The 20,965-nt window shown below is 60.2% G+C and carries 18 protein-coding genes and 1 riboswitch; of the genes, 7 read left to right on the top strand and 11 right to left on the bottom strand.

Annotated features, from left to right (window positions below; genetic code table 11):
* The first annotated feature begins 93 nt into the window (after window positions 1-93).
* Window positions 94-429, top strand: a complete 336-nt coding sequence (locus ACQRCA_RS03125; protein ID WP_427718475.1) for a hypothetical protein — start codon at window positions 94-96, stop codon at window positions 427-429.
* Window positions 430-663: 234 nt separating this feature from the next.
* Window positions 664-1,797 carry a coiled-coil domain-containing protein gene (locus ACQRCA_RS03130; protein ID WP_427718477.1) on the top strand — a complete coding sequence of 378 codons (1,134 nt, stop codon included), beginning with the start codon at window positions 664-666 and terminating at the stop codon, window positions 1,795-1,797.
* Window positions 1,798-1,834: 37 nt separating this feature from the next.
* Here the strand turns inward: ACQRCA_RS03130 and ACQRCA_RS03135 are convergent, their stop codons facing one another.
* From ACQRCA_RS03135 to ACQRCA_RS03150, 4 genes are all read right to left on the bottom strand, one after another.
* A complete protein-coding gene (locus tag ACQRCA_RS03135) occupies window positions 1,835-3,214 on the bottom strand; it encodes a serine/threonine protein kinase (RefSeq protein ID WP_427718479.1) in 1,380 nt (459 codons plus the stop codon).
* Window positions 3,215-3,312: 98 nt separating this feature from the next.
* Window positions 3,313-3,735, bottom strand: a complete 423-nt coding sequence (locus tag ACQRCA_RS03140; protein ID WP_154517313.1) for an XRE family transcriptional regulator — start codon at window positions 3,733-3,735, stop codon at window positions 3,313-3,315.
* 39 nt (window positions 3,736-3,774) lie between these two features.
* Entirely contained in the window at window positions 3,775-4,317 is a 543-nt protein-coding gene (locus tag ACQRCA_RS03145; protein ID WP_154517316.1) for a DUF4352 domain-containing protein, read from the bottom strand.
* A 194-nt stretch (window positions 4,318-4,511) separates the two neighbouring features.
* Window positions 4,512-5,699 (bottom strand): N-acetyldiaminopimelate deacetylase, encoded by a 1,188-nt coding sequence (locus tag ACQRCA_RS03150; RefSeq protein ID WP_427718482.1) that lies wholly within the window; start codon window positions 5,697-5,699, stop codon window positions 4,512-4,514.
* A 144-nt stretch (window positions 5,700-5,843) separates the two neighbouring features.
* Window positions 5,844-6,012: riboswitch (Lysine riboswitch) on the top strand.
* 65 nt (window positions 6,013-6,077) lie between these two features.
* Here ACQRCA_RS03150 and dapA point away from each other — a divergent pair.
* Genes dapA through dapD form a run of 3 tightly spaced genes read left to right on the top strand, consistent with a single transcriptional unit; the run spans window position 6,078 to window position 9,879 of the window.
* On the top strand, window positions 6,078-8,387 hold the full coding sequence (dapA, locus tag ACQRCA_RS03155) for a 4-hydroxy-tetrahydrodipicolinate synthase (RefSeq protein WP_427718484.1): 2,310 nt from the start codon (window positions 6,078-6,080) through the stop codon (window positions 8,385-8,387).
* Window positions 8,380-9,120, top strand: a complete 741-nt coding sequence (gene dapB, locus ACQRCA_RS03160) for a 4-hydroxy-tetrahydrodipicolinate reductase (RefSeq protein ID WP_427718487.1) — start codon at window positions 8,380-8,382, stop codon at window positions 9,118-9,120. Before dapA ends, dapB begins: the two co-directional genes overlap by 8 nt.
* A gap of 39 nt (window positions 9,121-9,159) precedes the next feature.
* Complete coding sequence (gene dapD, locus ACQRCA_RS03165) at window positions 9,160-9,879, top strand: 2,3,4,5-tetrahydropyridine-2,6-dicarboxylate N-acetyltransferase (RefSeq protein WP_427718489.1); 720 nt, start codon at window positions 9,160-9,162, stop codon at window positions 9,877-9,879.
* A gap of 278 nt (window positions 9,880-10,157) precedes the next feature.
* Here dapD and ACQRCA_RS03170 read toward each other — a convergent pair whose 3' ends face one another.
* The 6 genes from ACQRCA_RS03170 to ACQRCA_RS03195 form a co-directional block, all read right to left on the bottom strand.
* The gene (locus tag ACQRCA_RS03170) at window positions 10,158-10,502 is read right to left on the bottom strand and encodes a type II toxin-antitoxin system RelE family toxin (protein ID WP_427718492.1); all 345 of its coding nucleotides are present in this window, start codon (window positions 10,500-10,502) and stop codon (window positions 10,158-10,160) included.
* Window positions 10,499-10,849 carry a hypothetical protein gene (locus ACQRCA_RS03175; protein WP_427718495.1) on the bottom strand — a complete coding sequence of 117 codons (351 nt, stop codon included), beginning with the start codon at window positions 10,847-10,849 and terminating at the stop codon, window positions 10,499-10,501. Before ACQRCA_RS03175 ends, ACQRCA_RS03170 begins: the two co-directional genes overlap by 4 nt.
* 84 nt (window positions 10,850-10,933) lie before the next feature.
* Complete coding sequence (locus tag ACQRCA_RS03180) at window positions 10,934-11,938, bottom strand: nucleoid-associated protein (RefSeq protein ID WP_427718497.1); 1,005 nt, start codon at window positions 11,936-11,938, stop codon at window positions 10,934-10,936.
* A gap of 173 nt (window positions 11,939-12,111) precedes the next feature.
* Window positions 12,112-13,062 carry an L-lactate dehydrogenase gene (locus ACQRCA_RS03185; protein ID WP_022094138.1) on the bottom strand — a complete coding sequence of 317 codons (951 nt, stop codon included), beginning with the start codon at window positions 13,060-13,062 and terminating at the stop codon, window positions 12,112-12,114.
* 201 nt (window positions 13,063-13,263) lie between these two features.
* Complete coding sequence (locus ACQRCA_RS03190) at window positions 13,264-14,427, bottom strand: pyridoxal phosphate-dependent aminotransferase (protein ID WP_427718501.1); 1,164 nt, start codon at window positions 14,425-14,427, stop codon at window positions 13,264-13,266.
* A gap of 118 nt (window positions 14,428-14,545) precedes the next feature.
* The gene (locus tag ACQRCA_RS03195; protein ID WP_427718503.1) at window positions 14,546-16,525 is read right to left on the bottom strand and encodes an NAD(+) synthase; all 1,980 of its coding nucleotides are present in this window, start codon (window positions 16,523-16,525) and stop codon (window positions 14,546-14,548) included.
* 203 nt (window positions 16,526-16,728) lie between these two features.
* Between ACQRCA_RS03195 and ACQRCA_RS03200 the strand changes: the two genes are divergently transcribed.
* Both ACQRCA_RS03200 and ACQRCA_RS03205 read left to right on the top strand, forming a co-directional pair.
* On the top strand, window positions 16,729-17,691 hold the full coding sequence (locus ACQRCA_RS03200; protein ID WP_427718505.1) for a hypothetical protein: 963 nt from the start codon (window positions 16,729-16,731) through the stop codon (window positions 17,689-17,691).
* 138 nt (window positions 17,692-17,829) lie between these two features.
* The gene (locus tag ACQRCA_RS03205; RefSeq protein WP_427718508.1) at window positions 17,830-19,137 is read left to right on the top strand and encodes a hypothetical protein; all 1,308 of its coding nucleotides are present in this window, start codon (window positions 17,830-17,832) and stop codon (window positions 19,135-19,137) included.
* 59 nt (window positions 19,138-19,196) lie between these two features.
* Here ACQRCA_RS03205 and ettA read toward each other — a convergent pair whose 3' ends face one another.
* Window positions 19,197-20,876, bottom strand: a complete 1,680-nt coding sequence (gene ettA, locus ACQRCA_RS03210) for an energy-dependent translational throttle protein EttA (protein WP_427718511.1) — start codon at window positions 20,874-20,876, stop codon at window positions 19,197-19,199.
* Window positions 20,877-20,965: the final 89 nt, after the last annotated feature.

Here is a 20,965-nt window from a genome sequence, read left to right on the forward strand (position 1 = left end):
AAGGCCGCACTCACCGCCGTATGACAAGCGGCAATGAACCCACCGTTGTTGTAGGGTTCAGCATATTGATACCCCCGAGTGAAAGGCGCACGCGTGATCCAGGACCTTCCAACCGATAACCCCATCCTCGATGCCGCAAAACGCGAGTTGGCGCCGCGCGCGCAAGCGACTGATCCTCTGCGCACCGCAAACGACGCTTACGACGGTGCCGCCTACATCACCTCCATCGATACATCGGCGCACAAAGGCACGCGCAAGACGCCCGTCGCCGGCGGACACGATACCGCCATCGAGCAGTTTGGCCTCGTCTCCGATGCCCACGCCGGGGACAACATCGGGGTAATCAAACTCGGCGACGGCACCTGTTCGTTCACCCCCGCCCAGGCGCTCAACGAAGTAGGGCAAGCTCGCCGTAATGGGGCCTTATAGCCACAAACCCCAACGTTGAGACAGCCTTCACAGTCCAAAGCCCGTCCCAAACAGGCCCCCGTAACGTTAAAGTTGAACTCTATGGTTTCTCAACAATTCACCATTCCCGCAGGTCAAGGCCAAAGTCTCAAGTTCAACTTGACCCTTTAAAACCTTTAAGGTTCAAGTTGAGGTCGAAAGCAGTAGTAGAATACCTGAGGAACAATAACCTACGATTGATTGCAGAGGGACTGGATGCAGCATTCGAATCATCGCACCGCAGCGCTCATCGCGTCGAAGCCGGCTCGTATCATCACGAGCGCCGCGCTCGCCGTTGCGTTGACGGCCACGCCGATGCTCTCCCCCGTCGCGGCGTATGCCGCCTCGCAGGCAACGCAGGATCAGCTTGCCGCCGCCCAGCAGAAGATCGAAGCCGCCACGAGCGCCTACAACGATGCCCGTACCAAGCTCGGCGATCTGCAGAAGCAGATTGACGCCAACGAGGCAAGTATCGAAAAGATCGAGGCGAAGCTTCCCGATCAGCAGGAAAAGGCATGCACCGCCATGCGCGATCTGTACAAGTACCAGAAGGGCACCAACCCCATCGTGAGCTTCCTGGTCAACGCACAGAGCCTGGGTGAATTCATCACGACCTGCAAATACACCAACCAGATCACAAGCTCGAGCGTCGACGAGATCGAAGAGCTCAATAACATGCAAACCGAACTCGAGCAGAACAAGGCCGAGCTCCAGCAGGCCAAGTCTCAGCTTGAGGCAGAGCAGAAAAACGCCGAGGATGCGCTGGCGCAGGCCCAGCAGCTCCGCAGCGAGGCACAGGCAAAAGCCGAGCAGGAAAATGCCGCCGAGCTTGCCAAGCTTGAGGCCGATAAGGCCGCTGCCGCCGAGAAGCTCTCGGGCGAGGGCGTGAGCGGCAGCAATTCCAGCAGCCAGGCCACCAACGCCAACACCACCATCGACACCACGGTGAACAACGCCAACACCGGTAGTTCCGATTACGATTCGTTCATTAATGAGTGGACGAGCCGCATCGACAATTACCTCGCCGGCTCCCCTATGGCAGGCCAGGGCTATAACTTTGCCGTCGCCGCTTGGAATACCGGTGTCGACCCCCGTTGGTCCCCCGCCATCGCCTGCATCGAGAGCACCAAGGGTGCTTATTGCGCCAATTCTTACAACGCCTGGGGCTGGAGTGCACGTGGCGGCGGTTGGCGCAGCTTTGGCAGCTGGAGCGAGGGCATCTTCGCTCACGTTGCCTATCTGGGCGCCAACTACGGCTCCACCCTTACCCCGGCTGCGGCCAAAAAGTACTGCCCACCCACGTGGCAGGACTGGTACAACAAAGTCGCCGCTCAGATGAACCGCATCTAAGTGCAACTGCAAAGGGCCCCAATGGGGCCCTTTTCTTTTAGGCAGCGGAGGTATCGACGACGCCGGTCGCATTGGCAACCGCGACTATGACGATCATGCATAGGAGCAGCACACCCAATGCCTTGAGCCAGAGTTTCGCGAGTTTCTTGCCGCGATAGCTGTCGAGCAGTGCGAATCGCCGACGAAGACGGCGCTTATCGAGCAGCGCAAAATGCATAAGCGCCATAAGGCCATCGACAAAGAAAAAATACTCGATTATGAGAAGCCACGTCGGGTAGCTTTGGTTTGCTCCCGTGGGTTGAAAGACGGCAAAGTGACTTCCGGCAAAGAACACAAGCAGCGAGAAGCAGACGAGCGTATTCCAAATACGCCCCAGGGACTCCGGAACGCGAGAGAGCAGACCGCATGCAGCGGAGGTGGCAGGCCTAGGAAGCCTTGCGGGGTTCTGGAGCCTTTGGGGCGTCAACAACGTCTCCAAGACCGGAGTACGGACAGGCGCAGGCGCAGGAGGCCGCACGGGGCGACTCAGATCGTATGCCGCGCGCGTCGCCCGTCCCAACGCTTCCGCACTTGCAAAGCGCTTGGCCGGATCGAGCGCCATCGCCATGCAAACGACATCGGCAAGTGGAGTGGGAATGCCGCGCACCTCGCATTGCTCGCGCATGTCGAGCCCTGGTTTAGGGTCGACTCCCGTCAAACAAAAGAACAGCAGGGCACCGAGCGCGTAGACGTCGCTTCGCACGCTCGTCTGCCCAAACCCATACTGCTCGGGAGGCGCATAGGGCCGTGTCCCAAACTTGACAGTATCGGCATCGGCGCCATCGCGCCACACGCGCGCGATCCCCAAGTCGATAATCACCAGCGATGAAAACGTCAGGCCGTCATCAGGCGTATAGTTGGCACCTGCCACGATGATATTCGACGGCTTGAGGTCGCGATGGATCACCGGCGCCGAAGCCTCCCCCGCCATTGCAAAACCGGCATGGAGCTCGCCCACGGCGTCGCAAAGGACAGGATACAATTCACGCGCATAATCGGGAGCGGATCCCAGACGGTCCACCAGTGCCCCGAGTGTCTCCCCTTCGATGTATTCCATAACCACGTTGAGCTCGTCGCCCGCACGACGACAATCGACGATTCTGGGCAGGTGCTCAAAACGCCTGCCTGCCCGCTGAGCGGCAAACAGACGCTCGTATGCCCCGCCGATTTGAGCCGAAGCATCGATGCGTTTACGGACAAAGGGACCGAGCGAACCACCGCCGGTTCCTTCAAAGTACACGAGCTCGGTTGTTTCAACGGACGAGCGCTTAAGTACACGCTCCACGCGATAGCTGTCGTCGCGATCGAGCGACGCCAGGTGCTCGGCAAGCGCTGCGGTCAGCTCGTCATTGGAATATGTTTGGGTCTGAGTATCCATAGCCTCCATCATAGCGCAGGGCGCAGACACCCCATGGCATCCGCGCCCCGTTCGTTTGCATCGTTGTTCGACAGCTCCGCCGACTCGGATATCAGCGGCTAATTCACCGTCTCCTCGCCAAAGCGATACAGCTCCTCGTTGACCTTTTGGAGGCTGCACCCGCGATCGATGCAAAAGATGATAATCGCATCGCGGCGGTCCTTGCAGTTAAGGACGCTTACCCCGGCAGCCGTCAGCGCACGGTTGGTCTCTTTGAGCGTCAGCGCCATCGCAAAGGCAATCTGCAGTACCTTATTGCGACTCGGATGACGCGCACCGGTAAAGATCTGATAGCCAAAGGTCTCATTGAGATCGGCCATACGAACCACGCGCGAGCGCTCCAAGCCCTTTTCCTGCAGTAGCTGCTTCAGGTAATCCGAAAGCGACGGGGCGGCAAAGTCGTGCTCCCTGATATAGCCATCGATGTTCGGCGCATCGAGAAGCTCATTGAGCAACTCCTCGGTCAGCTTTTTATCGGGCATACGACTTCACCTCCCATCCGGCGCAACGGTAGCGACATGCTAGGCCAGCACCCAGCTTGCAGTGGCAGACTTATCAAACATGTTGGCAAAATACAGTGCCTTCTTGATATCGCCATCAAAGTAGATATTGCCCGCCACGGAGCCACCGGCGGAAAGGGTACCAGACTGCAGCTCATCGGAGCCCTCACTGTAGTAACCCTGATTCTGTTGGGCGCCGTTGGCGTCCTCGCCCTTCCAGTCGTAGATATTGTAATCTGCGCCCTCATCGCCATTGTTGACGTACGTGACGTGAATGCCCGTCATGGTCGAACCGTCATAATTTGTAAGGCCGGGCTGGACGGAATCGACGACGACGGAAAGGCCGGCAGCTGTGGTCACCGTCGTGCCAACCGCCAGGTCAGTCGTAGGCTGCTCTTCCTTCTTCGCCTCTTCCTTCTTGTCGCCATCGCCAGCGTCCTCGGTGACGGTCGCCTTATCGCTACCACAACCGGCAAGAAGACCGGCAGTCCCCAAGGCGACGGTGGCGAATGCGCCAAGTGCAGCGCGACGGCTCAGCAGCACTTCGTTTTCGAGCTTTTTCATTATGCATCCTTCCTACGATCCGGCTACCGCGCCGGTACACAGCACATCGTAGGAAGGATTAAACTTGAATTCATTAGCTCGCAGCTAAGGTTGCGGTAAACGGCCAATGCTCACAGCAATAACCGGGAGCAGCAGCAAGCCGCACCCGCACCCACCAGGACTATATATGGCAGACTGTCGGCGTCGTTCCATCGTCACTCCAAGCCAAGCAATCGTTTGTAGACATCGAGGCCCTTGAGCAAAATTTCCTCGTCAAAGAGCATGGTATCGGTGTGAAGGGCGCTCATCGCATAAGCTGGGCAGCCGTCTGCGTCGATCGGGTTTTCTTGACCCTCCGGCACACCCGTGCCCAGCAAGAAGAACACGCCCGGCAGATGGCGCTGATAGAAAGCAAAGTCCTCGGCAATTAACAGCGGCTCCTCCACAAGCTGCAGGCCGGGCAAGGCAGGCGCGACGCTGGCAAACAACTCGGGGTCGTTGTCGACCGGCGGATAGCCCTCGGCAAAGTCGAGATCGTACGTGCAGCCCGTTGCAGCGCATGCCTCATCAAGCACGCGGCGCACGCCCTCGCGCGCCCGGTCGAACATGCCGTCCGTAAACACACGCAGGCTTCCGGCCACATGGGCCTCCCCCGCCACCGCGTTGCAAACCGTACCGGCCTGCAGCAGACCAAACTTGCCGATACAGGGCTCGTCGGTGCCCAGCTCGTCCATCAGCTCGCGCTCGGCAACCAAAAACTTCGCTGCCGCCAACGCGGCATCGTGCGACTCCTCGACCGGCACGCCATAGGTCTTAGCAATATGGATGCTCGTACCGTGAATATAGATATGCGTCTCGCTCGAACGCGCCAGCAGCGGACCGGAACAGCTCGCCAACGTGCCGGCAGGCAGATCGGGCCACACATGGAAGCCAAAAATGCGGTCGACCCCATAGCGCTCGAACACGCCGCTCTCGCATACCGTCTTGGCACCACCGGTCGTTTCCTCGGCCGGCTGGAACACAAAGAGCACGTTGCGCCTCATGGCACCCGGCTGCTCGCGAATCGTACGGTCGACATACGTCGCGGCGGCAAGTGCCATGGCCATGTGACCGTCATGTCCGCAAGCGTGCATCTTGCCGGGATGGGTCGAGGCAAAGGCCGCCCCTGTCGCCTCCTCAATGGGCAGCGCATCCATATCGGCGCGAATCGCTGTGGCATGCGCGGCATCAACGCCGGCGTCGAAGAAAGCGCAGACGCAGCTGGGGCACGGATGGGTCACTTCGCAGGTGAGCGGTGCCAGCACGCCCTCGATATAGGCAATGGTTTGCGGAAGATCGAAATCGAGCTCCGGAATGCGATGGAGATCGCGGCGATAGCGACGGAGTTCTTGGAGCTCGGTCATAGAGGATCCCTTCGTGAGGCACATTTGTTGCAACTTATTGTGATACAGGATTGTGGCGCACATGTTTCCAGCATATCCCTGCATTTTTTAAACGTTATATACGAATACTCTTGTTTGGTAAAGTGCAACGTGATAGGGTCTTTACCACTTGATAGAGGCGCGGGCACGAAGAGCCGCGGGTGAGCCGGCAGGCTTTGACCCCGCGGGGAGGCGAAACCCGCCGAACTGGGTTTTTCGGGCACGAACAACCTGGTGGGCCTGTGGGAAACACCCACAGGACTGTCTGCAGCAATGCGGGAGCGCTATCCGGACATTGGGTCCACGCTATGCGGATTCGATGCGCAGATGGCGCCGTCTGGATAGCGAGGTTTACGGGACATGGCATTGACCCCCAACGAGGCATATGCGGCCAAGCAGCCGTTTGTGGACAAGGAGACGCTCGAGCATATCGTCGAGCAGTTCCCCACGCCGTTTCATCTATACGACGAGGCGGGCATCCGCCGCAACATGCAAGAGGTGCGCGACGCCTTTGCGTGGAACCCGGGCTTTAAGGAATACTTTGCCGTCAAGGCCAACCCCAACCCGGCACTCATCTCCATTCTCAACGAATACGGCTGCGGCTGCGATTGCTCGAGCTATACCGAGCTCATGATCGCCCGCTCGCTGGGTATCACGGGACACGACATCATGTTCTCGTCCAACGACACGCCTGCTGCGGACTTTGAGCTCGCCGACAAGCTGGGTGCCATCGTCAACTTTGACGACATCAGCCACATCGAGTTCTTTGAGCGTGTTGCGGGGCCCATCCCCAAGACGGTCAGCTGCCGCTTTAATCCGGGCGGCCTGTTCCAGCTCTCCAACGGCATCATGGACAACCCCGGCGACTCCAAATACGGCATGACCACCGAGCAACTCTTCGAGGCCTTCCGTATGCTCAAGACCAAGGGTGCCGAGGACTTTGGCATCCACGCCTTCCTTGCCAGCAACACCGTCACCAACGACTACTACCCCAAGCTCGCGCGCATCCTCTTTGAGCTTGCCGTGCGCCTGGAGCGCGAGACCGGCGCACACGTCGCCTTCATCAATCTATCCGGCGGCGTCGGCATCCCCTACCTGCCCGAGCAGCAGGCCAACGACATTCACGCCATCGGCGAGGGAGTGCACGCGGCATACGACGAGATTCTGGTCCCCGCAGGCATGGGCGATGTGGCAATCTACACCGAGATGGGCCGCTTTATGATGGGCCCCTACGGCTGCTTGGTCACCAAGGCCATCCACGAGAAGCAGATCTACAAGGACTATATCGGTGTCGATGCAAGCGCCGTCGATTTGATCCGCCCCGCCATGTATGGTGCCTACCACCACATTACGGTGATGGGTCAGCCGGGCGGCGCCGACAAGGGCACAGCGCCCGTCACGAACACCTATGACATCACGGGCAATCTGTGCGAGAACAACGACAAGTTCGCCATCGATCGCGAGCTACCGCATATCGACATGGGCGACCTGCTTGTAATCCACGATACCGGTGCGCATGGCTACTCCATGGGCTACAACTACAACGGACGGCTGCGCTCCGCCGAGGTCCTGCTGCGCCCCGATGGCGCGGCCGACCTCATCCGCCGCGCCGAGCGCCCGGGCGATTACTTTGCCACGCTCGACGTGCTGCCGTGCGGCCGAGAACTGTTGGCCAAATCGCGCGCCGAAAGTGCCCGCCGCCGCGCCCAAGACGAGCGCCTGGCAGTCGCCGCCCAATGGAACAAGCGCATCCAGATCGCCGAAGCGAAGGAGAAGAACATGGACATCCGCAATCTCGAGGGCTCAATCGTCGCCCTGGTTACGCCGTTTAAAAAGGACGGCAGTGTCGACTTTGATGCGCTCGAGCGCCTTATCGATTTCCACCTGCAAAATGGCACCGACGCCATCCTCGCCCTGGGCACCACCGGCGAGAGCGCCACGATGACCGACGACGAGGACAACTCCGTTGTCGCCGCGGTGGTCAAGCAAGTTGCAGGACGCGTCCCCGTCATCGCCGGCTCGGGCTCCAACTCCACGCAGACCATGCTCACCAAGTCGCTCACTTACCAGGGCTTGGGGGCCGACGGCCTGCTGCTCATTACCCCCTACTACAACAAATCCAACGAAGAGGGTATCTACCAGCACTTTAAGACCGTCGCCGATGCCGTAGACATCCCCTGCATCCTGTACAACATCCCCGGCCGCTGTGGCTGCGGCATCAGCGAGCGCAACGTGGAGCGCTTGGCCGCGCACCCCAACATCATGGGTATTAAGGAAGCCTCGGGCAACGTCGCCTACGCTGCCAAGATCGCCCACCTGCTGTCCGACGACTTCCGCATGTACTCGGGCGAGGACGCGCTCACCGTGCCGCTCATGAGCTTGGGTGCTTCGGGCACCATCAGCGTGTGGGCCGACGTGCAGCCGCAGCTCGTACATGACATGTGCCGCGCCTATCTGGACGGCGACGTGGCACGTGCCCGCGATATCCAGATTGCCGGCCAGCCGCTCATCAATGCCCTCTTTAGCGAGGTCAACCCCATCCCCGTCAAGGAAGCGCTCGCCCAGATGGGTATGATCGAGGCAAACTACCGCATGCCGCTGTGCCCCATGGCAGACGACACGCGCTCCGCACTTACCGATGCTCTGAAGGGAGCTGGTCTGCTTGATTAAGACCGTCATTATGGGAACGGGCCGCATGGGCTCGCTCATCCGCACTACCGCCGAGGGTATTGTCGACGCTGCCGGAGAGCCCGTTTTTGACATCGTCGCCCAGATCGGCTTCGACTTGTCCGAGCTCGAGAACGCTCCGGCAGCCGACGTCATCATCGACTTCTCGAACGTTGCGACCTTCGACGCCGTCGTCGCCTATGTCGAGCGCACGGGTGCGGCGTTGGTCTCGGGCACCACAGGCTATACGCCCGAGCAGATGGATCGCCTGCGCGAGCTGGGTCAGAGCGCCCGCGTCATGCACTCCGGCAATTACTCCATCGGTATCGCAGCCCTGCGTCATCTGGTGGCACAGGCCACGCGAGAGCTGCCCGGCTTTGACTGCGAAATCGTCGAGACGCACCACAACCAAAAGGTCGACGCCCCCAGCGGCACTGCCAAGTTGCTGCTCGACGCCGTCGTCGAAGCCGAGCCCGAGGCAGGCTACCACCCCGTCTATGGCCGCGAGGGCATGTGCGGAGCGCGCGACCCCAAGGAGATCGGCGTGCACTCGCTGCGCGGTGGCACTGTCGCCGGCGTGCACGAAGTGAGTTTCTTTGGCCAGGACGAGGAGGTCACGCTCGCGCATCGCGCCACGAGTCGTCAGATCTTTGTCAACGGCGCCTTGGCAGCCGCGCAGAAGCTCGTCACCCGCGAGCACGGCTTCTATACGTTCGACCAGGTCATGTTTGCCTAACCAGGTATCAACCGGATTCACCCAAAGGAGAGACCGCAAATGAGCAACGCAGCCGAAATGGATGCACAGGAGATTATCAACTATATCGCCACCGCGCCCAAGAAGACGCCCGTCAAGCTGTACGTGCGCGAAAAGCCGGGCATGAAGGTCCAGTGGGGCAATGCGCATGTCTATGGCGGCCGCCGTGGCAAGACCGTCTTTGGCGACTGGGATGAGCTCAAGGCAATCCTCGACGCCAACGTCGATTCCATCGATTACTACGATGTGGAGAACGACTGCCGCAACTCCGCCGTGCCCATGCTCGACCTCAAGGGCATCAACGCCCGCATCGAGCCGGGCGCAATCATCCGCGACCGCGTCGAGATCGGCGACCGTGCCGTCATCATGATGGGCGCCATCATCAACATCGGCTCCGTCATTGGCGAAGGCTCCATGATCGATATGGGCGCCGTGCTGGGCGGTCGCGCCACCGTGGGCAAGAACTGCCACATCGGCGCCGGCACCGTGCTGGCAGGCGTCGTGGAGCCCGCCAGCGCCACCCCCGTCGTCATCGAAGACGACGTTATGATCGGCGCCAATGCTGTGGTCCTGGAAGGCGTGCGCGTGGGCAAGGGTGCTGTCGTTGCCGCCGGCGCCGTGTGCGTCGAGGACGTCCCCGCCGGCGCCGTCGTGGCCGGTGTCCCTGCCCGCGTTATCAAGATGCGCGACGAGAAGACCGACAGCAAGACCGGTCTCGAGGAAGGTCTGCGCCAGCTGTAGGGTTACGCGGTTTTACCAAACCGCGTAACGGCTCGACGCTGCACCTTTGGTTCCGTCGTTCTAACGAACGACGGACCGGTCGACGCTGCAAACGCCCCTAAGCGGCAATCTGACGTTCAATCGTCGGGCATGACCAGAAGGTCAATGCCCTCCTCTTTCACGTCACCTTGCTCGCCTAGGGGCGTTTTCGCTGACGTGTGCTCAACCTGCGGGGTAATGTCAGCAACCAAGCCGAAAACAACAAAGGCCGAAGCCCTCGTCCGAGGCTTCGGCCTTCATCATCTCAGGGTTCCGTCGTATTCAACCATGGCGGGTTGCTTTGACAGGCGCCCTACGGCCGTCTTATAGACCTCGGAACGATCGCGCCGCCCTATTGCCACGATCTCGGCAATCTCAACCATTCCGTCCTCTCGGATTCGGAAAACCATTTTGAGTCCCGCATTCCGCCATTTAATCTTTTTGCAGCCGACGAGCTCGCCGTGAAGCGGCGTTCCGATTTCATCAGCACGCGTCTTTAATTTTGCGACGGCAATACGGACGAGCCTGCGCTGGGATCCATCTAGTTTTTGATATTCCTTCTCGACGTCTCGATTCAAAAAGCCGACAACAAAATGCCCGCTCATTCGAAAAGATCCTCGTCGGGAATCGCGTCCGGATCCATCGACTCAAGCTCCGCGAGCTCCTCGGCAGTTAAGGCGTCCTCAAACGGAACAAACTCATGCGGACCATGCTTGACTCGATCCGCAGCGATGCGGTTTATCTCAAGTTCACGCAGATACTGCAGCGCGCCGTACATTTCCTCATAGGCAGCATAGTCGATAATCACGGTATCGATATCATTATGATCAGCAATGAACTGAGGCGCGCGTTTTGCGCGTTTACGAATGGTGGATAAGGACTTGCTTGCTTCGGTAGCAGAAACAACCTGGTCTTTTGTAAACACCGGTTTTTCCAGAACAAGTGGGGACATTTTGACCTCCAAAAAATAATCTGGATTATATTTCAAAGTATACTTCAAAATATAATACAGACTTTTATTCAAAAGCAAAAAGCCTTATCGGTTCTCGATGCTGCCGATGTTTTTGAGCTCGATGGAGATGAGGCCGTTGGGCTCGTTGACAAACTCGATGTACTCGGAGTTCGAACCCATCTCGACCGGGAAGCTGATCTCGATGCCCGTGTCGGTACGAATCTTGTGATTGCGTACGGCCGCGCGCTCGACTTGCTTGCGCTCCACGGGCACGCGCTCGGGCACCTTCTCCTCGGTCAGCGCCGCACGCACGCTCTCCTTGATGACCGGCTCGTCCTCAAAGACCTCATCGACGATATCCCAAGGCGGCAGCTCCTCGTCGTCTTCAACCTTCTCGGCAACGGCGGCTTTGACCTTGGCGAGCGCTACGGCCGTGTTGGCGCCGTGCTCTTCGGCGACTTCCTCGACCACACGCGTCACCGTGTCGATGACTTCCTTGCCCGATACGCCCGTGTCGCATTGCAGCAGACCATCAGGGATAAGCATGCGATCCTCGCCGGCAATCTTGCGCTTCTTGTCCACGTAGCCGATCTCCATGGTGCTTGCACGCACGATGGCATAGCTCGGCACCTTTTGCGAGGGGTTTGGCAAAATGGCGTAGTGGCGCGCGATGTCGTTACGAACCTCGCCCTCTTCGCGACCCACCTCGTGCATGAATGCCTGCTTGGAGCCCAGCAGCATCACGGCAAACCAGCGGGTATCCTCATCGTCGTCAAAATCGGCCACGAGCACGTCAGTGGACTCGGCTTTCTCGGCCTTGGTGAGCTCGGAGGAAATAAACTCCGCAATCTGCTGAGACAAGTCCACGAACTCACGCTCACCAAAGAAATAGCCCTTGAGCTCGCCGCCAAACGCAGAGTTCTCCGCAAACGTGGCGCGCTTATTGTCGGCCGAGGTACGTGCGCGGCGCAGATGCGTGGTCACAAAGCTGCGCACGGTACGGCTTTCGATATCCAGCTCGCGCTGGCTCATGACGTTGACGGCAGAGTCAAAGTCCAGGATATGCAGAATCGCGTGATTGATTTTCATATACGGCATTCCGTTCTAGATCGCTTTTGGCACGAACCAGTATAGCGGTCGAGTCCGCCCCAGGCGCATCGAAGATTGGTGCAAACAAGCCTGTCCCCTTTGCATAAAAAAGCGCCCGGGTCACATGGGCCCGGACGCCTTCGTTGTAGACCTGTTGCTTAAACGAGCCGAATTTAGCAGGAAAAGTCGACACTGTCGATAATGTCCTTGAGGGCCTTTGCGGAGACGGTGAGCTCATGCTGCTCGTCATCGTTCAGCGGCACGGGAACGCGGCAGACGACACCGTCGCGACCAACGACCGTCGGCATGGAGATGGCCAGATCGGACAGGCCGTACTCGCCCACCATGAGCGAAGAGACGGGCAGAACGGTCTGCTCGTCACGCATGACGGCAGTGCAGATGCGCTTTACCGCCATAGCGACACCGTAGTAGGTGGCGTGCTTCTTCTCGATGATGGTGTAGGCGGAGTTCTTGACGTCCTCGGCAATGCGCTTCTCGGCAGCCTCATGCTCCAGGTGGCCGTGAAGCTCGCAGAAGGTGTTCAGCGGCACGCCGGCAACCTGAGCGCTGGACCAGGCGACAAACTCGGAGTCGCCGTGCTCGCCCATGACGTAGGCCTGAACGTCGCGCGGGTCAACCTCGACGTGGGCGCCGAGCATTTGCTGTAGACGGCCGGTGTCGAGCACGGTGCCGGAGCCGATGACATGGCCCTCGGGCAGGCCGGACATCTTGATGGCGGCGTAGGTCAGAACGTCGACCGGGTTGGAGACGATGAGCAGAATGCCGTCGAAGCCAGACTTCTTAATCTCGGGAATAATGGACTTAAAGATGCTGACGTTCTTGTTGACCAGGTCCAGGCGGGTCTCACCGGGCTTCTGAGCAGCGCCAGCGGTGACGACGATCATGGCGGCGTCGGCGACATCAGAATAATCGCCGGCGTAGATCTTCATCGGCTCGGCAAACGTCATGCCGTGCGCAATATCCAGGGCCTCGCCCTCGGCGCGGTTCTTGTCCACGTCGATGAGAACCATCTCGGAGAACAGACCACTCTGCATCAGCGCGAACGCCGAAGACGAACCGACGAAACCGCAGCCGACAATAGCGACCTTCTTCTCGTTAACCATTAGAAACTCCCATCTCTCTCCACAAACAAGCCGCCCGGGAACGACCCGAGCGGCTTGACGTAATCCCAATGCATCCAATCGGGACTTTGATTATGCTCCTATACGCAGCCAAAAATCGACCGTTTACCGAAATTGTTTGCAGGATTCGTAAAATAACTGCACGAAATCGGTTTCGAGCTATTGACGAGCCCAGATAGTCTTCTAATACAGGCCCGCCTCGCGGATGGCCTCGACAGCCAAAGCGATCTGATCGGGCGGCAGGACCAGCGCCATGCGCACGTGCCCCTCGCCCGAAGGGCCAAAGCTCGCGCCCGGCGTCACCACAACGCCGGCCTTCTCCATAAGCTCCTCGCAAAACGCCATGGAATCGGTGCGGCCACCGGGAAGCTTGGCCCACACAAACATAGAGCCATGCGCGTTGGGACGCTCCCAGCCCAGGTCCTCAAGACCGTCGCACAGGGCATCGCGGCGCTCCTGGTACTTCAGACGTTGCGCCTCGACCTCATCGCGCGGACCATTGAGGCAGGCGATGGCGGCCTTCTGAATCGGGAAGAACATGCCAAAGTCGATCTGGCTGCGCAGCTTGGCAAAGGCAGAGACCACATCCTCACGGCCGACCAAAAAGCCGATGCGCGCACCGGTGACGTTAAACGACTTGGAAAGCGAGAAGAATTCCACGCCCACCTCGAGCGCGCCGGGATACTGCAAGAAGCTGCCGCCGGGCTCGCCGTCAAACACGATGTCGGAGTACGCGTTGTCATGGACGATCAGCAGGTCGTGCTCGCGGGCGAAGGCGATAATCTCCTCGTAGACCTCGGGCGTGCCCACCGAGCCCACCGGGTTGGCGGGCAACGACACGATCATGTACTTGGCACGATCGGCCACCTCGGGATCGATGCCCGCCACATAGGGCAGGTAATTGTGCTCCGCCACCAGCGGATAGTACTCGAGCTTGGCATCGGCGATCTTCGCGCCCGCCTCAAAGACCGGATAGCACGGATCGGGAACCAGAATGGTGTCACCCGGATCGAGCAGGGCCAGGCCCAAATGACCCACGCCCTCCTGCGTGCCGTTGCACGACTGCACCATGGACGGCGTAATGCCCGAAACGCCAAAGCGACGCTCATAGTAATCGCACACGGCCTGCTTAAGCTCGGGCAGGTCGCGCAGGGAATACTTCCACATCTCGGGATTTTGGGCGGCCTGCGTGAGCGCGTCGACCACGTGGTCGTACGGCTTAAAGTCGGGCGTGCCCACGCTCATGTTGTAAATGGTCTTGCCCTGAGCCTTCAGCGCAAGAAGTTTGTTGTTGAGCGAGGCGAAGACCTCCGCGCCAAAGCGGTCGAGACGCTGCGATGCCTGCATGGTGCCACCTTTCGATATAAAAAATACGGCGCTCCGACAAGAGCGCCGCGCGATACGGGCTATCAGATTGCAAAAGTGTAACGCTTGCAACCCCCGTATTGGTTCAATTTAGCCAACCTTAGTCAATCGGATTGAGCGCGTCGATCCGCGCAAGCCACAGACGCGAGCTGGCGTCACTCGGCATACGCCAATCGCCGCGCGGGCTGAGCGTCACCGAGCCCACCTTGGGACCATCGGGCAGACAGCTGCGCTTAAACTGCTGGGCAAAGAAGCGACGATAGAACGTACGCAACCACGTGTGGACGGTCTTGGCGTCATAGACACCCTCAAAGCTCTTGAGCGCCATACGGTAGATCTTGCCCGGCTCAAAGCCAAAACGCAGCAGGTAATAGAGGAAGTAATCGTGCAGCTCGTACGGGCCCACCAAATCCTCGGTCTTCTGCGCAATCTCACCGTCGCCCGTGGGCGGCAGAAGCTCGGGGGACACCGGCGTATCGAGGATATCGAGCAAGACCTCGGCGATACGCCCACCAAAGACATCAGCGGCATAACGCACCAGATGGCGCACAAGCGTCTTGGGCACGCTCGCGTTGACGGCGTACATGCTCATGTGGTCGCCGTTATAGGTAGCCCAGCCGAGCGCCAGCTCTGACAGGTCGCCCGTGCCGATAACAAAACCGCCAGCCTGGTTGGCCAGATCCATCAGAATCTGCGTACGCTCGCGGGCCTGGCTGTTCTCGTAGGTCACGTCTTGGACGGCCGGATCGTGCTCAATGTCCTTGAAGTGCTGCTCCACGGCCGTGTGGATCGAAACCTCGCGGAAGCTCACGCCCAGGTCGCGAGCGAGCGACTCGGCATTGGACTTGGTGCGATGTGTCGTGCCAAAGCCGGGCATGGAAACCGCCGTGATACCCGTGCGCGGCAGCCCCAGTGCATCGAAGGCACGCACGGTCACAAGCAGTGCCAGCGTGGAATCCAGGCCGCCCGAAAGACCGATGACTGCAGCCTTGGTACCCGTATGGGCAAGGCGAGTCTTGAGGCCGGCAGTCTGCAGATTGAGGATCGTCTCGCAGCGCCCGGCCAGGTCACCATGGTCGGCCGGCACAAAGGGCGCGCGGGGGAAGACACGGTCAATGTCGAGCGCATCGCGCAGGACAGGTTCTTCGGCCAGCACGCCCTCAAACGAAAACTCAACGGTCGTGGCCTCCGGCGCATCATCCGCGCGCGTCCACGTGGTCGAACGACGGCGCTCGGCAACCAGACGGTCGAGGTCAACGTCGGCCACCGCCATATCGCAGGTGAGGAGCTTCGTGGCGGCGAGCTTCGAACCGTTTTCGTAGACGAGGTTCTCGCCTGCAAAGACCATGTCGGTCGTGGACTCGCCCTCGCTCGCGTCTGCATAGGCATAGGCACAGTACAGGCGCGCACTCTGATTGGAGATGAGGCTGCGGCGATAGTCTGCCTTACCGATAATCTCGTCCGAGGCCGACGGATTGAGGATCACCGTCGCACCGGCAAGCGCCATCTCGGTCGAAGGGGGCGCCGGCACCCACAGATCCTCGCAGACCTCAACGCCCAGCACCATATCCTCGGCGCCCTCATCACAGCAGCGGTAGACAAGCCCCGAACCCAGCGGAACCGGACCCTGACCGGCAAACTCAACCCACACGGGATCGGCGGGCGCCGGAGCAAACCAACGGCGCTCATAGAACTCGCCATAGTTGGGCAGATACTTCTTGGCCGTGAGGCCCAAAAGCTCGCCCGCGCAGCACACGGCGGCACAGTTGTAGATATTCTCGGCCACCGCAACGGGAAGACCGATGGTAAAGACAATCGGCAGCTCGCGGGTTTCATCGAGAATATGTGCCAGTGCGGTCTCGCAGGTATGCAGTAATGTGCGGTTATGGAACAGATCAGCCGCGGTATAGCCGCACAGATTAAGCTCGGGCAGCACCAGAGCACGGACACCGCGCTCGACCGCCTCGCGAACAGCCGCCAGCGCAACCTCGGCATTGCCCTCGACATCGGCCACGCGAATCCGCGGCGAGGCTGCCGCCACACGCAAAAAGCCATCAGACTGAGAAAGGTGAAGATTCATAAGAATGCTCCCGTGCGTAGACGCCATTCACAACAATTAGCAAGCCCTATTGTAGTTCAACCGCCGGGTGTAACCGCATCCCACCAATTTGGTGAGCTATTGATGAGTTGATGGTATCTGTTAAATGTCACGTACGATTCACATCTGGTGGGTACCCTGATGGCTACACGAAACGAAGCAGATTTACACCGGGAGGGCCCCGTATGACAACCAAGTACACCGACGCGCCGCGCACGCGCGTCATGACACCGGCCGCACTCAACAACGGCGTTCACGAAAACCATTCCATCGGACAGACCATGGCCATCGCGCCCAAAAAGGGCCTGTTCGACGACATTTCCATTCCCCAAATCATCGCCGGCGCCGCAGCTGCCGCCACGAGCGTCGCACTTGCTTCCAAGATCGGCATCGCCGGATCGGTGATCGGTGCCGCCGTGAGTTCGGTCATCACCGTTGTGTCCTCGCAGGTCTACCGCCACTTTATCTCTGCCAGCGCCGAAGCCCTCAAAGGTACGCACGCCGCCGTCGACTACCCTGCCGGCGCCTATGAGCCCGTTGACCTTAATGCCGAGGAGCACCTGGGCGGCGCCGCGACTACGCAGGAGATGCGCCAGGTTGCGGGGCGCGCGACCACGGCGCGCGTCGCCCCCAACAGTCTGCGTGCCAAGGCGGCGGCAGAGCGCAGCCAGACGCAAAAGAAGGTCATCGTCTTCTCGATCGCCATCGCCATCGTCGCGGTCATCGCCTGCGCTGGCGCCATCCTTATCACCACCGCCGGTGAAGGTCTGGGCGAGCGTCCCGAGCCAATCCTTTCGTCGCGCACGACCGAGCACGACGCGGATAGCACTGGTCAATCGCAAAGCCAGCAGGACGACTCGCAGGGCAACTCCGCATCCACCGATTCGTCCTCGAACGCCCCCGATCAATCGCAGAACGCCGATTCCTCTGTGAACAACAGCGGTACGCAATCCGGCACGACTGACTCAAGCCAAACGACCGACGGCTCTCAACCGAGCACGGGCGACCAGACGAGCGGCAATACATCGGGCACAAGCTCCACCGACAACAGCAACACCAATAGCTCGAACAGTTCGAACAGTTCGAGCGGATCCGCGTCCGGCACGCCATCTGACAGCTCGAGCCAAGGCACGGCATCGGGCAACTAAGCACGTTTGCCTCTCACAGATAACCGACCTGCATAACGGGCGCGAACCGGCAACGGTCGCGCCCGTTTGCCTTGGGCGCCGAGGTAGCAAGCCCCATGCGATGGTAAGATGCTTTGGTGTGTATAGAGGAGATTTGCCATGAGCAAGACAATAGTTAAGCCCGCACTATCGCTGGGCAACCACATCTATCTGTATCGCCTGCTGCGCGACGCGATTGGGTGCGGCAAGCAAACGTTTATGACGCAGGTCGAGGAGGCGCTCGCCGCTGGTGACATGGCCGCTTATGACCTGGGCTTCGAGTCCACGCGCGAGCTGCTCGAGGAGCTCGACGACTGCATTAAGCTGACCGTCTTTAAGGGCGGCCGTCTGTATGCCACCGTCATCGCCAACGAAGCATGGGATGCCGCCCTTGCCAAAGGCGAGGACAAGCCCAAGGCTGCCAAGGGAGCCAAGCAGTCCTACAAAAAGAAAAAGCGAGGCGAGAAGGACCTCAAGGCCGTGCGTCCCAAGCACGTTAAGCATCCCGAGCCCGAAGCCATGGTTGAAGCCGCGCCGGAACCCGAGCCCGAGACAGGGATCGAAGTCGCTATTGAGGTAACGGCAGAAGCCGAAACCGAAATCGCCGCCACGACCGATCCCGAAGTCATATCAGAGCAGGAAGCCACTGCGGAGCTCGACGAGGCTCCCAAGTCGACAACCGAAGAAGCCGCCAACCAACCCGAGACGCCTGCGTTCCAAAACAGCGATGTCTTTGGCGACGAGCCCGAGGACGATCAGTCCGACGAGCCCGACGATCAAGACGCTACCGAGTCGACGCCAGAGCCCGAGACGCCGCAGCCCGCCATCTCGCTCACGGTCGTCTATGACCCCGAGAACGCAAACGCCGGCATCACCACCATGGCCTCCACGCCCATCGAGGCAAAGTCGAGCGTCGAGAACGGGAACGCGACGCAGGTTGAGGTTGAAACCGCAGCCGCAGACGCACCCGTCACCGTGGAGCCCGCAGATTCTACGATCAAGCCGGAAGCGACGCCAAAGCCCGCACACGTCATCGAGTCCGTGCCCGCCGCTGCTTGCGGCCAAATTCCCGCACCGGCACCGGCTTCGGCACCCGCGGCGGTCCCAACCCCCGCACTTGCAGCGCCCGCCATCCCCGAGGACTTCCCCGTCGATTTCACAACCGAGGTCTTCTGCCCCGGTCCGTTGCTGCACCAGCTGTCGACCTATCTCCCCTATGGCGCCGACACGCTCGGCATCGTCGGCGAGTACTACTGGATCGCCCGCGAGCGCGGTACCATCGAGGCCGCGCGAAACCGCGCAAGCTTCCCCCTGCGCTACACGCAGGCCGGCGAGCGCCACGAAGTCACCGTGCGCATCCGCCGCAACACCACCGGCGGCCTCGGCGCCGCCTGGACTATCGATAAAGTCGAGCCTTCTACCAAGTAAAAAAGGGACGATAACCCTCAAGGTTATCGTCCCTTTCTCGTTAGGTCACCTGAGCTCGACTAATCGCGCGTCAGCTTGCGGTGAATACGATGCGGCTGGGCTGCGTCCTCGCCCAGGCGCTCGATGCGGTTGGCCTGATAGGCCTCGAAGTTGCCCTCGAACCAATACCAGTTGCCCGGATTCTCGTCGGTGCCCTCCCACGCCAGAATGTGCGTGGCGACGCGGTCCAGGAACATACGGTCGTGGCTAATGACCACCGAGCAGCCCGGGAACTCGAGCAGCGCCGCTTCGAGCGAGGACAGCGTCTCGACGTCGAGGTCGTTCGTGGGCTCGTCGAGGAGCAGCAGGTTGCCGCCCTGCTTGAGCGTAAGCGCCAAGTTCAGACGGTTGCGCTCGCCACCGGAAAGTACGCCAGCGCGCTTCTGCTGGTCCTGGCCCTTAAAGCCAAAGCTCGCCACGTACGCGCGGCTGGGGACCTCGGTCTCGCCGACCATCATGTGGTCCAGGCCATCCGAGACGACCTCCCACAGGTTCTTGTCGGGGTCGATGCCGGAGCGGTTCTGATCGACATAGGAGATCTTGACGGTCTCGCCCACCTCGAGCTCGCCCGAAGTCAGCGGCTCCAGGCCCACAATCGTCTTGAACAGCGTGGTCTTGCCCACACCGTTGGGGCCGATGACGCCCACGATGCCGTTGCGCGGCAGGGTGAACGATAGGTCGTCGATGAGCACGCGACCGTCGAACTCCTTGTGCAGGTGATGGGCCTCGAGCACCTTGTTGCCCAAACGCGGGCCCACAGGGATGCGGATGTCGGTCCAGTCGAGCTTCTGGCTTGCGCGGGCCTCGGCCTCCATCTCCTCATAGCGAGCCAGACGGGCCTTGTTCTTGGCCTGGCGGGCCTTGGGCGAGCTGCGCACCCACTCGAGCTCGGCCTCCATGCGCTTAGCGAGCTTGGCGTCACGGTTGCCCTGAGCCTCGATACGGGCGGCTTTGGTCTCCAGATACGTGGAGTAGTTGCCCTTGTAGGGATAGAGGTGACCACGGTCGACCTCGCAGATCCACTCGGCAACGTTGTCCAGGAAGTAGCGGTCGTGCGTGACGGCAAGCACGGCACCCTGGTAGTTGTGCAGGAAGTGCTCGAGCCACAGGATCGACTCGGCGTCCAGGTGGTTGGTGGGCTCATCGAGCAGCAGCAGGTCGGGAGCCTCGAGCAGCAGCTTGCACAGGGCCACGCGACGGCGCTCGCCGCCGGAAAGCACATTGACCGGCATGTCAGAATCGGGCAGCTGCAGGGCATCCATAGCCTGGCCGAGCTTGGAATCGATATCCCAGCCATCGGCGGCATCGATTTCGTCCTGGAGCTTGCCCATTTCGGCCATGAGGGCATCCATGTCGCAGTCCGGGTCGCACATCTCCTCGCCGATCTTATTGAAGCGATCGACCTTGGCGATCATGTCGCCAAATGCCATGCGCACGTTCTCGATGACGGTCCTGTCGTCGTCGAGCGGCGGCTCCTGCTGCAGGATACCCACGGTGTAGCCGGGGGTAAGTCTGGCATCGCCGTTGGAGACTTCCTCGATGCCGGCCATGATTTTGAGCAGGGTCGACTTGCCCATACCGTTAGGGCCCACGACGCCGATCTTGGCACCGGGATAGAAGCTCAGGGTCACGTCGTCAAGGATCACCTTGTCGCCATGAGCCTTGCGAGCCTGATACATCTGGTAGATAAACTCTGCCATTTGCCTGTTTTATCCTTTCTACCTGCTGTTTCCCTATTCTTGTTTCGCTTTAGTGGAAACGAGATGAGAAAACCAGCTCTAAAACGTAA

The sequence above is a fragment of the Collinsella sp. SGI.095 genome (assembly GCF_050314535.1).
Classification (GTDB): domain Bacteria; phylum Actinomycetota; class Coriobacteriia; order Coriobacteriales; family Coriobacteriaceae; genus Collinsella.

Bases quoted from the DNA above. Each gene is read 5' to 3' on its own strand.
- dapA (WP_427718484.1), top strand. From the start codon at position 6,078: ATGGCATTGACCCCCAACGAGGCATATGCGGCCAAGCAGCCGTTTGTG.
- ACQRCA_RS03190 (WP_427718501.1), bottom strand. From the start codon at position 14,427: ATGCAGGCATCGCAGCGTCTCGACCGCTTTGGCGCGGAGGTCTTCGCC.
- ACQRCA_RS03135 (WP_427718479.1), bottom strand. From the start codon at position 3,214: ATGGATACTCAGACCCAAACATATTCCAATGACGAGCTGACCGCAGCG.
- ACQRCA_RS03180 (WP_427718497.1), bottom strand. From the start codon at position 11,938: ATGAAAATCAATCACGCGATTCTGCATATCCTGGACTTTGACTCTGCC.
- ACQRCA_RS03150 (WP_427718482.1), bottom strand. From the start codon at position 5,699: ATGACCGAGCTCCAAGAACTCCGTCGCTATCGCCGCGATCTCCATCGC.
- ACQRCA_RS03130 (WP_427718477.1), top strand. From the start codon at position 664: ATGCAGCATTCGAATCATCGCACCGCAGCGCTCATCGCGTCGAAGCCG.
- ACQRCA_RS03170 (WP_427718492.1), bottom strand. From the start codon at position 10,502: ATGAGCGGGCATTTTGTTGTCGGCTTTTTGAATCGAGACGTCGAGAAG.
- ACQRCA_RS03175 (WP_427718495.1), bottom strand. From the start codon at position 10,849: ATGTCCCCACTTGTTCTGGAAAAACCGGTGTTTACAAAAGACCAGGTT.
- ACQRCA_RS03140 (WP_154517313.1), bottom strand. From the start codon at position 3,735: ATGCCCGATAAAAAGCTGACCGAGGAGTTGCTCAATGAGCTTCTCGAT.
- ACQRCA_RS03185 (WP_022094138.1), bottom strand. From the start codon at position 13,062: ATGGTTAACGAGAAGAAGGTCGCTATTGTCGGCTGCGGTTTCGTCGGT.
- ACQRCA_RS03195 (WP_427718503.1), bottom strand. From the start codon at position 16,525: ATGAATCTTCACCTTTCTCAGTCTGATGGCTTTTTGCGTGTGGCGGCA.
- dapD (WP_427718489.1), top strand. From the start codon at position 9,160: ATGAGCAACGCAGCCGAAATGGATGCACAGGAGATTATCAACTATATC.
- ACQRCA_RS03145 (WP_154517316.1), bottom strand. From the start codon at position 4,317: ATGAAAAAGCTCGAAAACGAAGTGCTGCTGAGCCGTCGCGCTGCACTT.
- ettA (WP_427718511.1), bottom strand. From the start codon at position 20,876: ATGGCAGAGTTTATCTACCAGATGTATCAGGCTCGCAAGGCTCATGGC.
- ACQRCA_RS03205 (WP_427718508.1), top strand. From the start codon at position 17,830: ATGAGCAAGACAATAGTTAAGCCCGCACTATCGCTGGGCAACCACATC.
- ACQRCA_RS03200 (WP_427718505.1), top strand. From the start codon at position 16,729: ATGACAACCAAGTACACCGACGCGCCGCGCACGCGCGTCATGACACCG.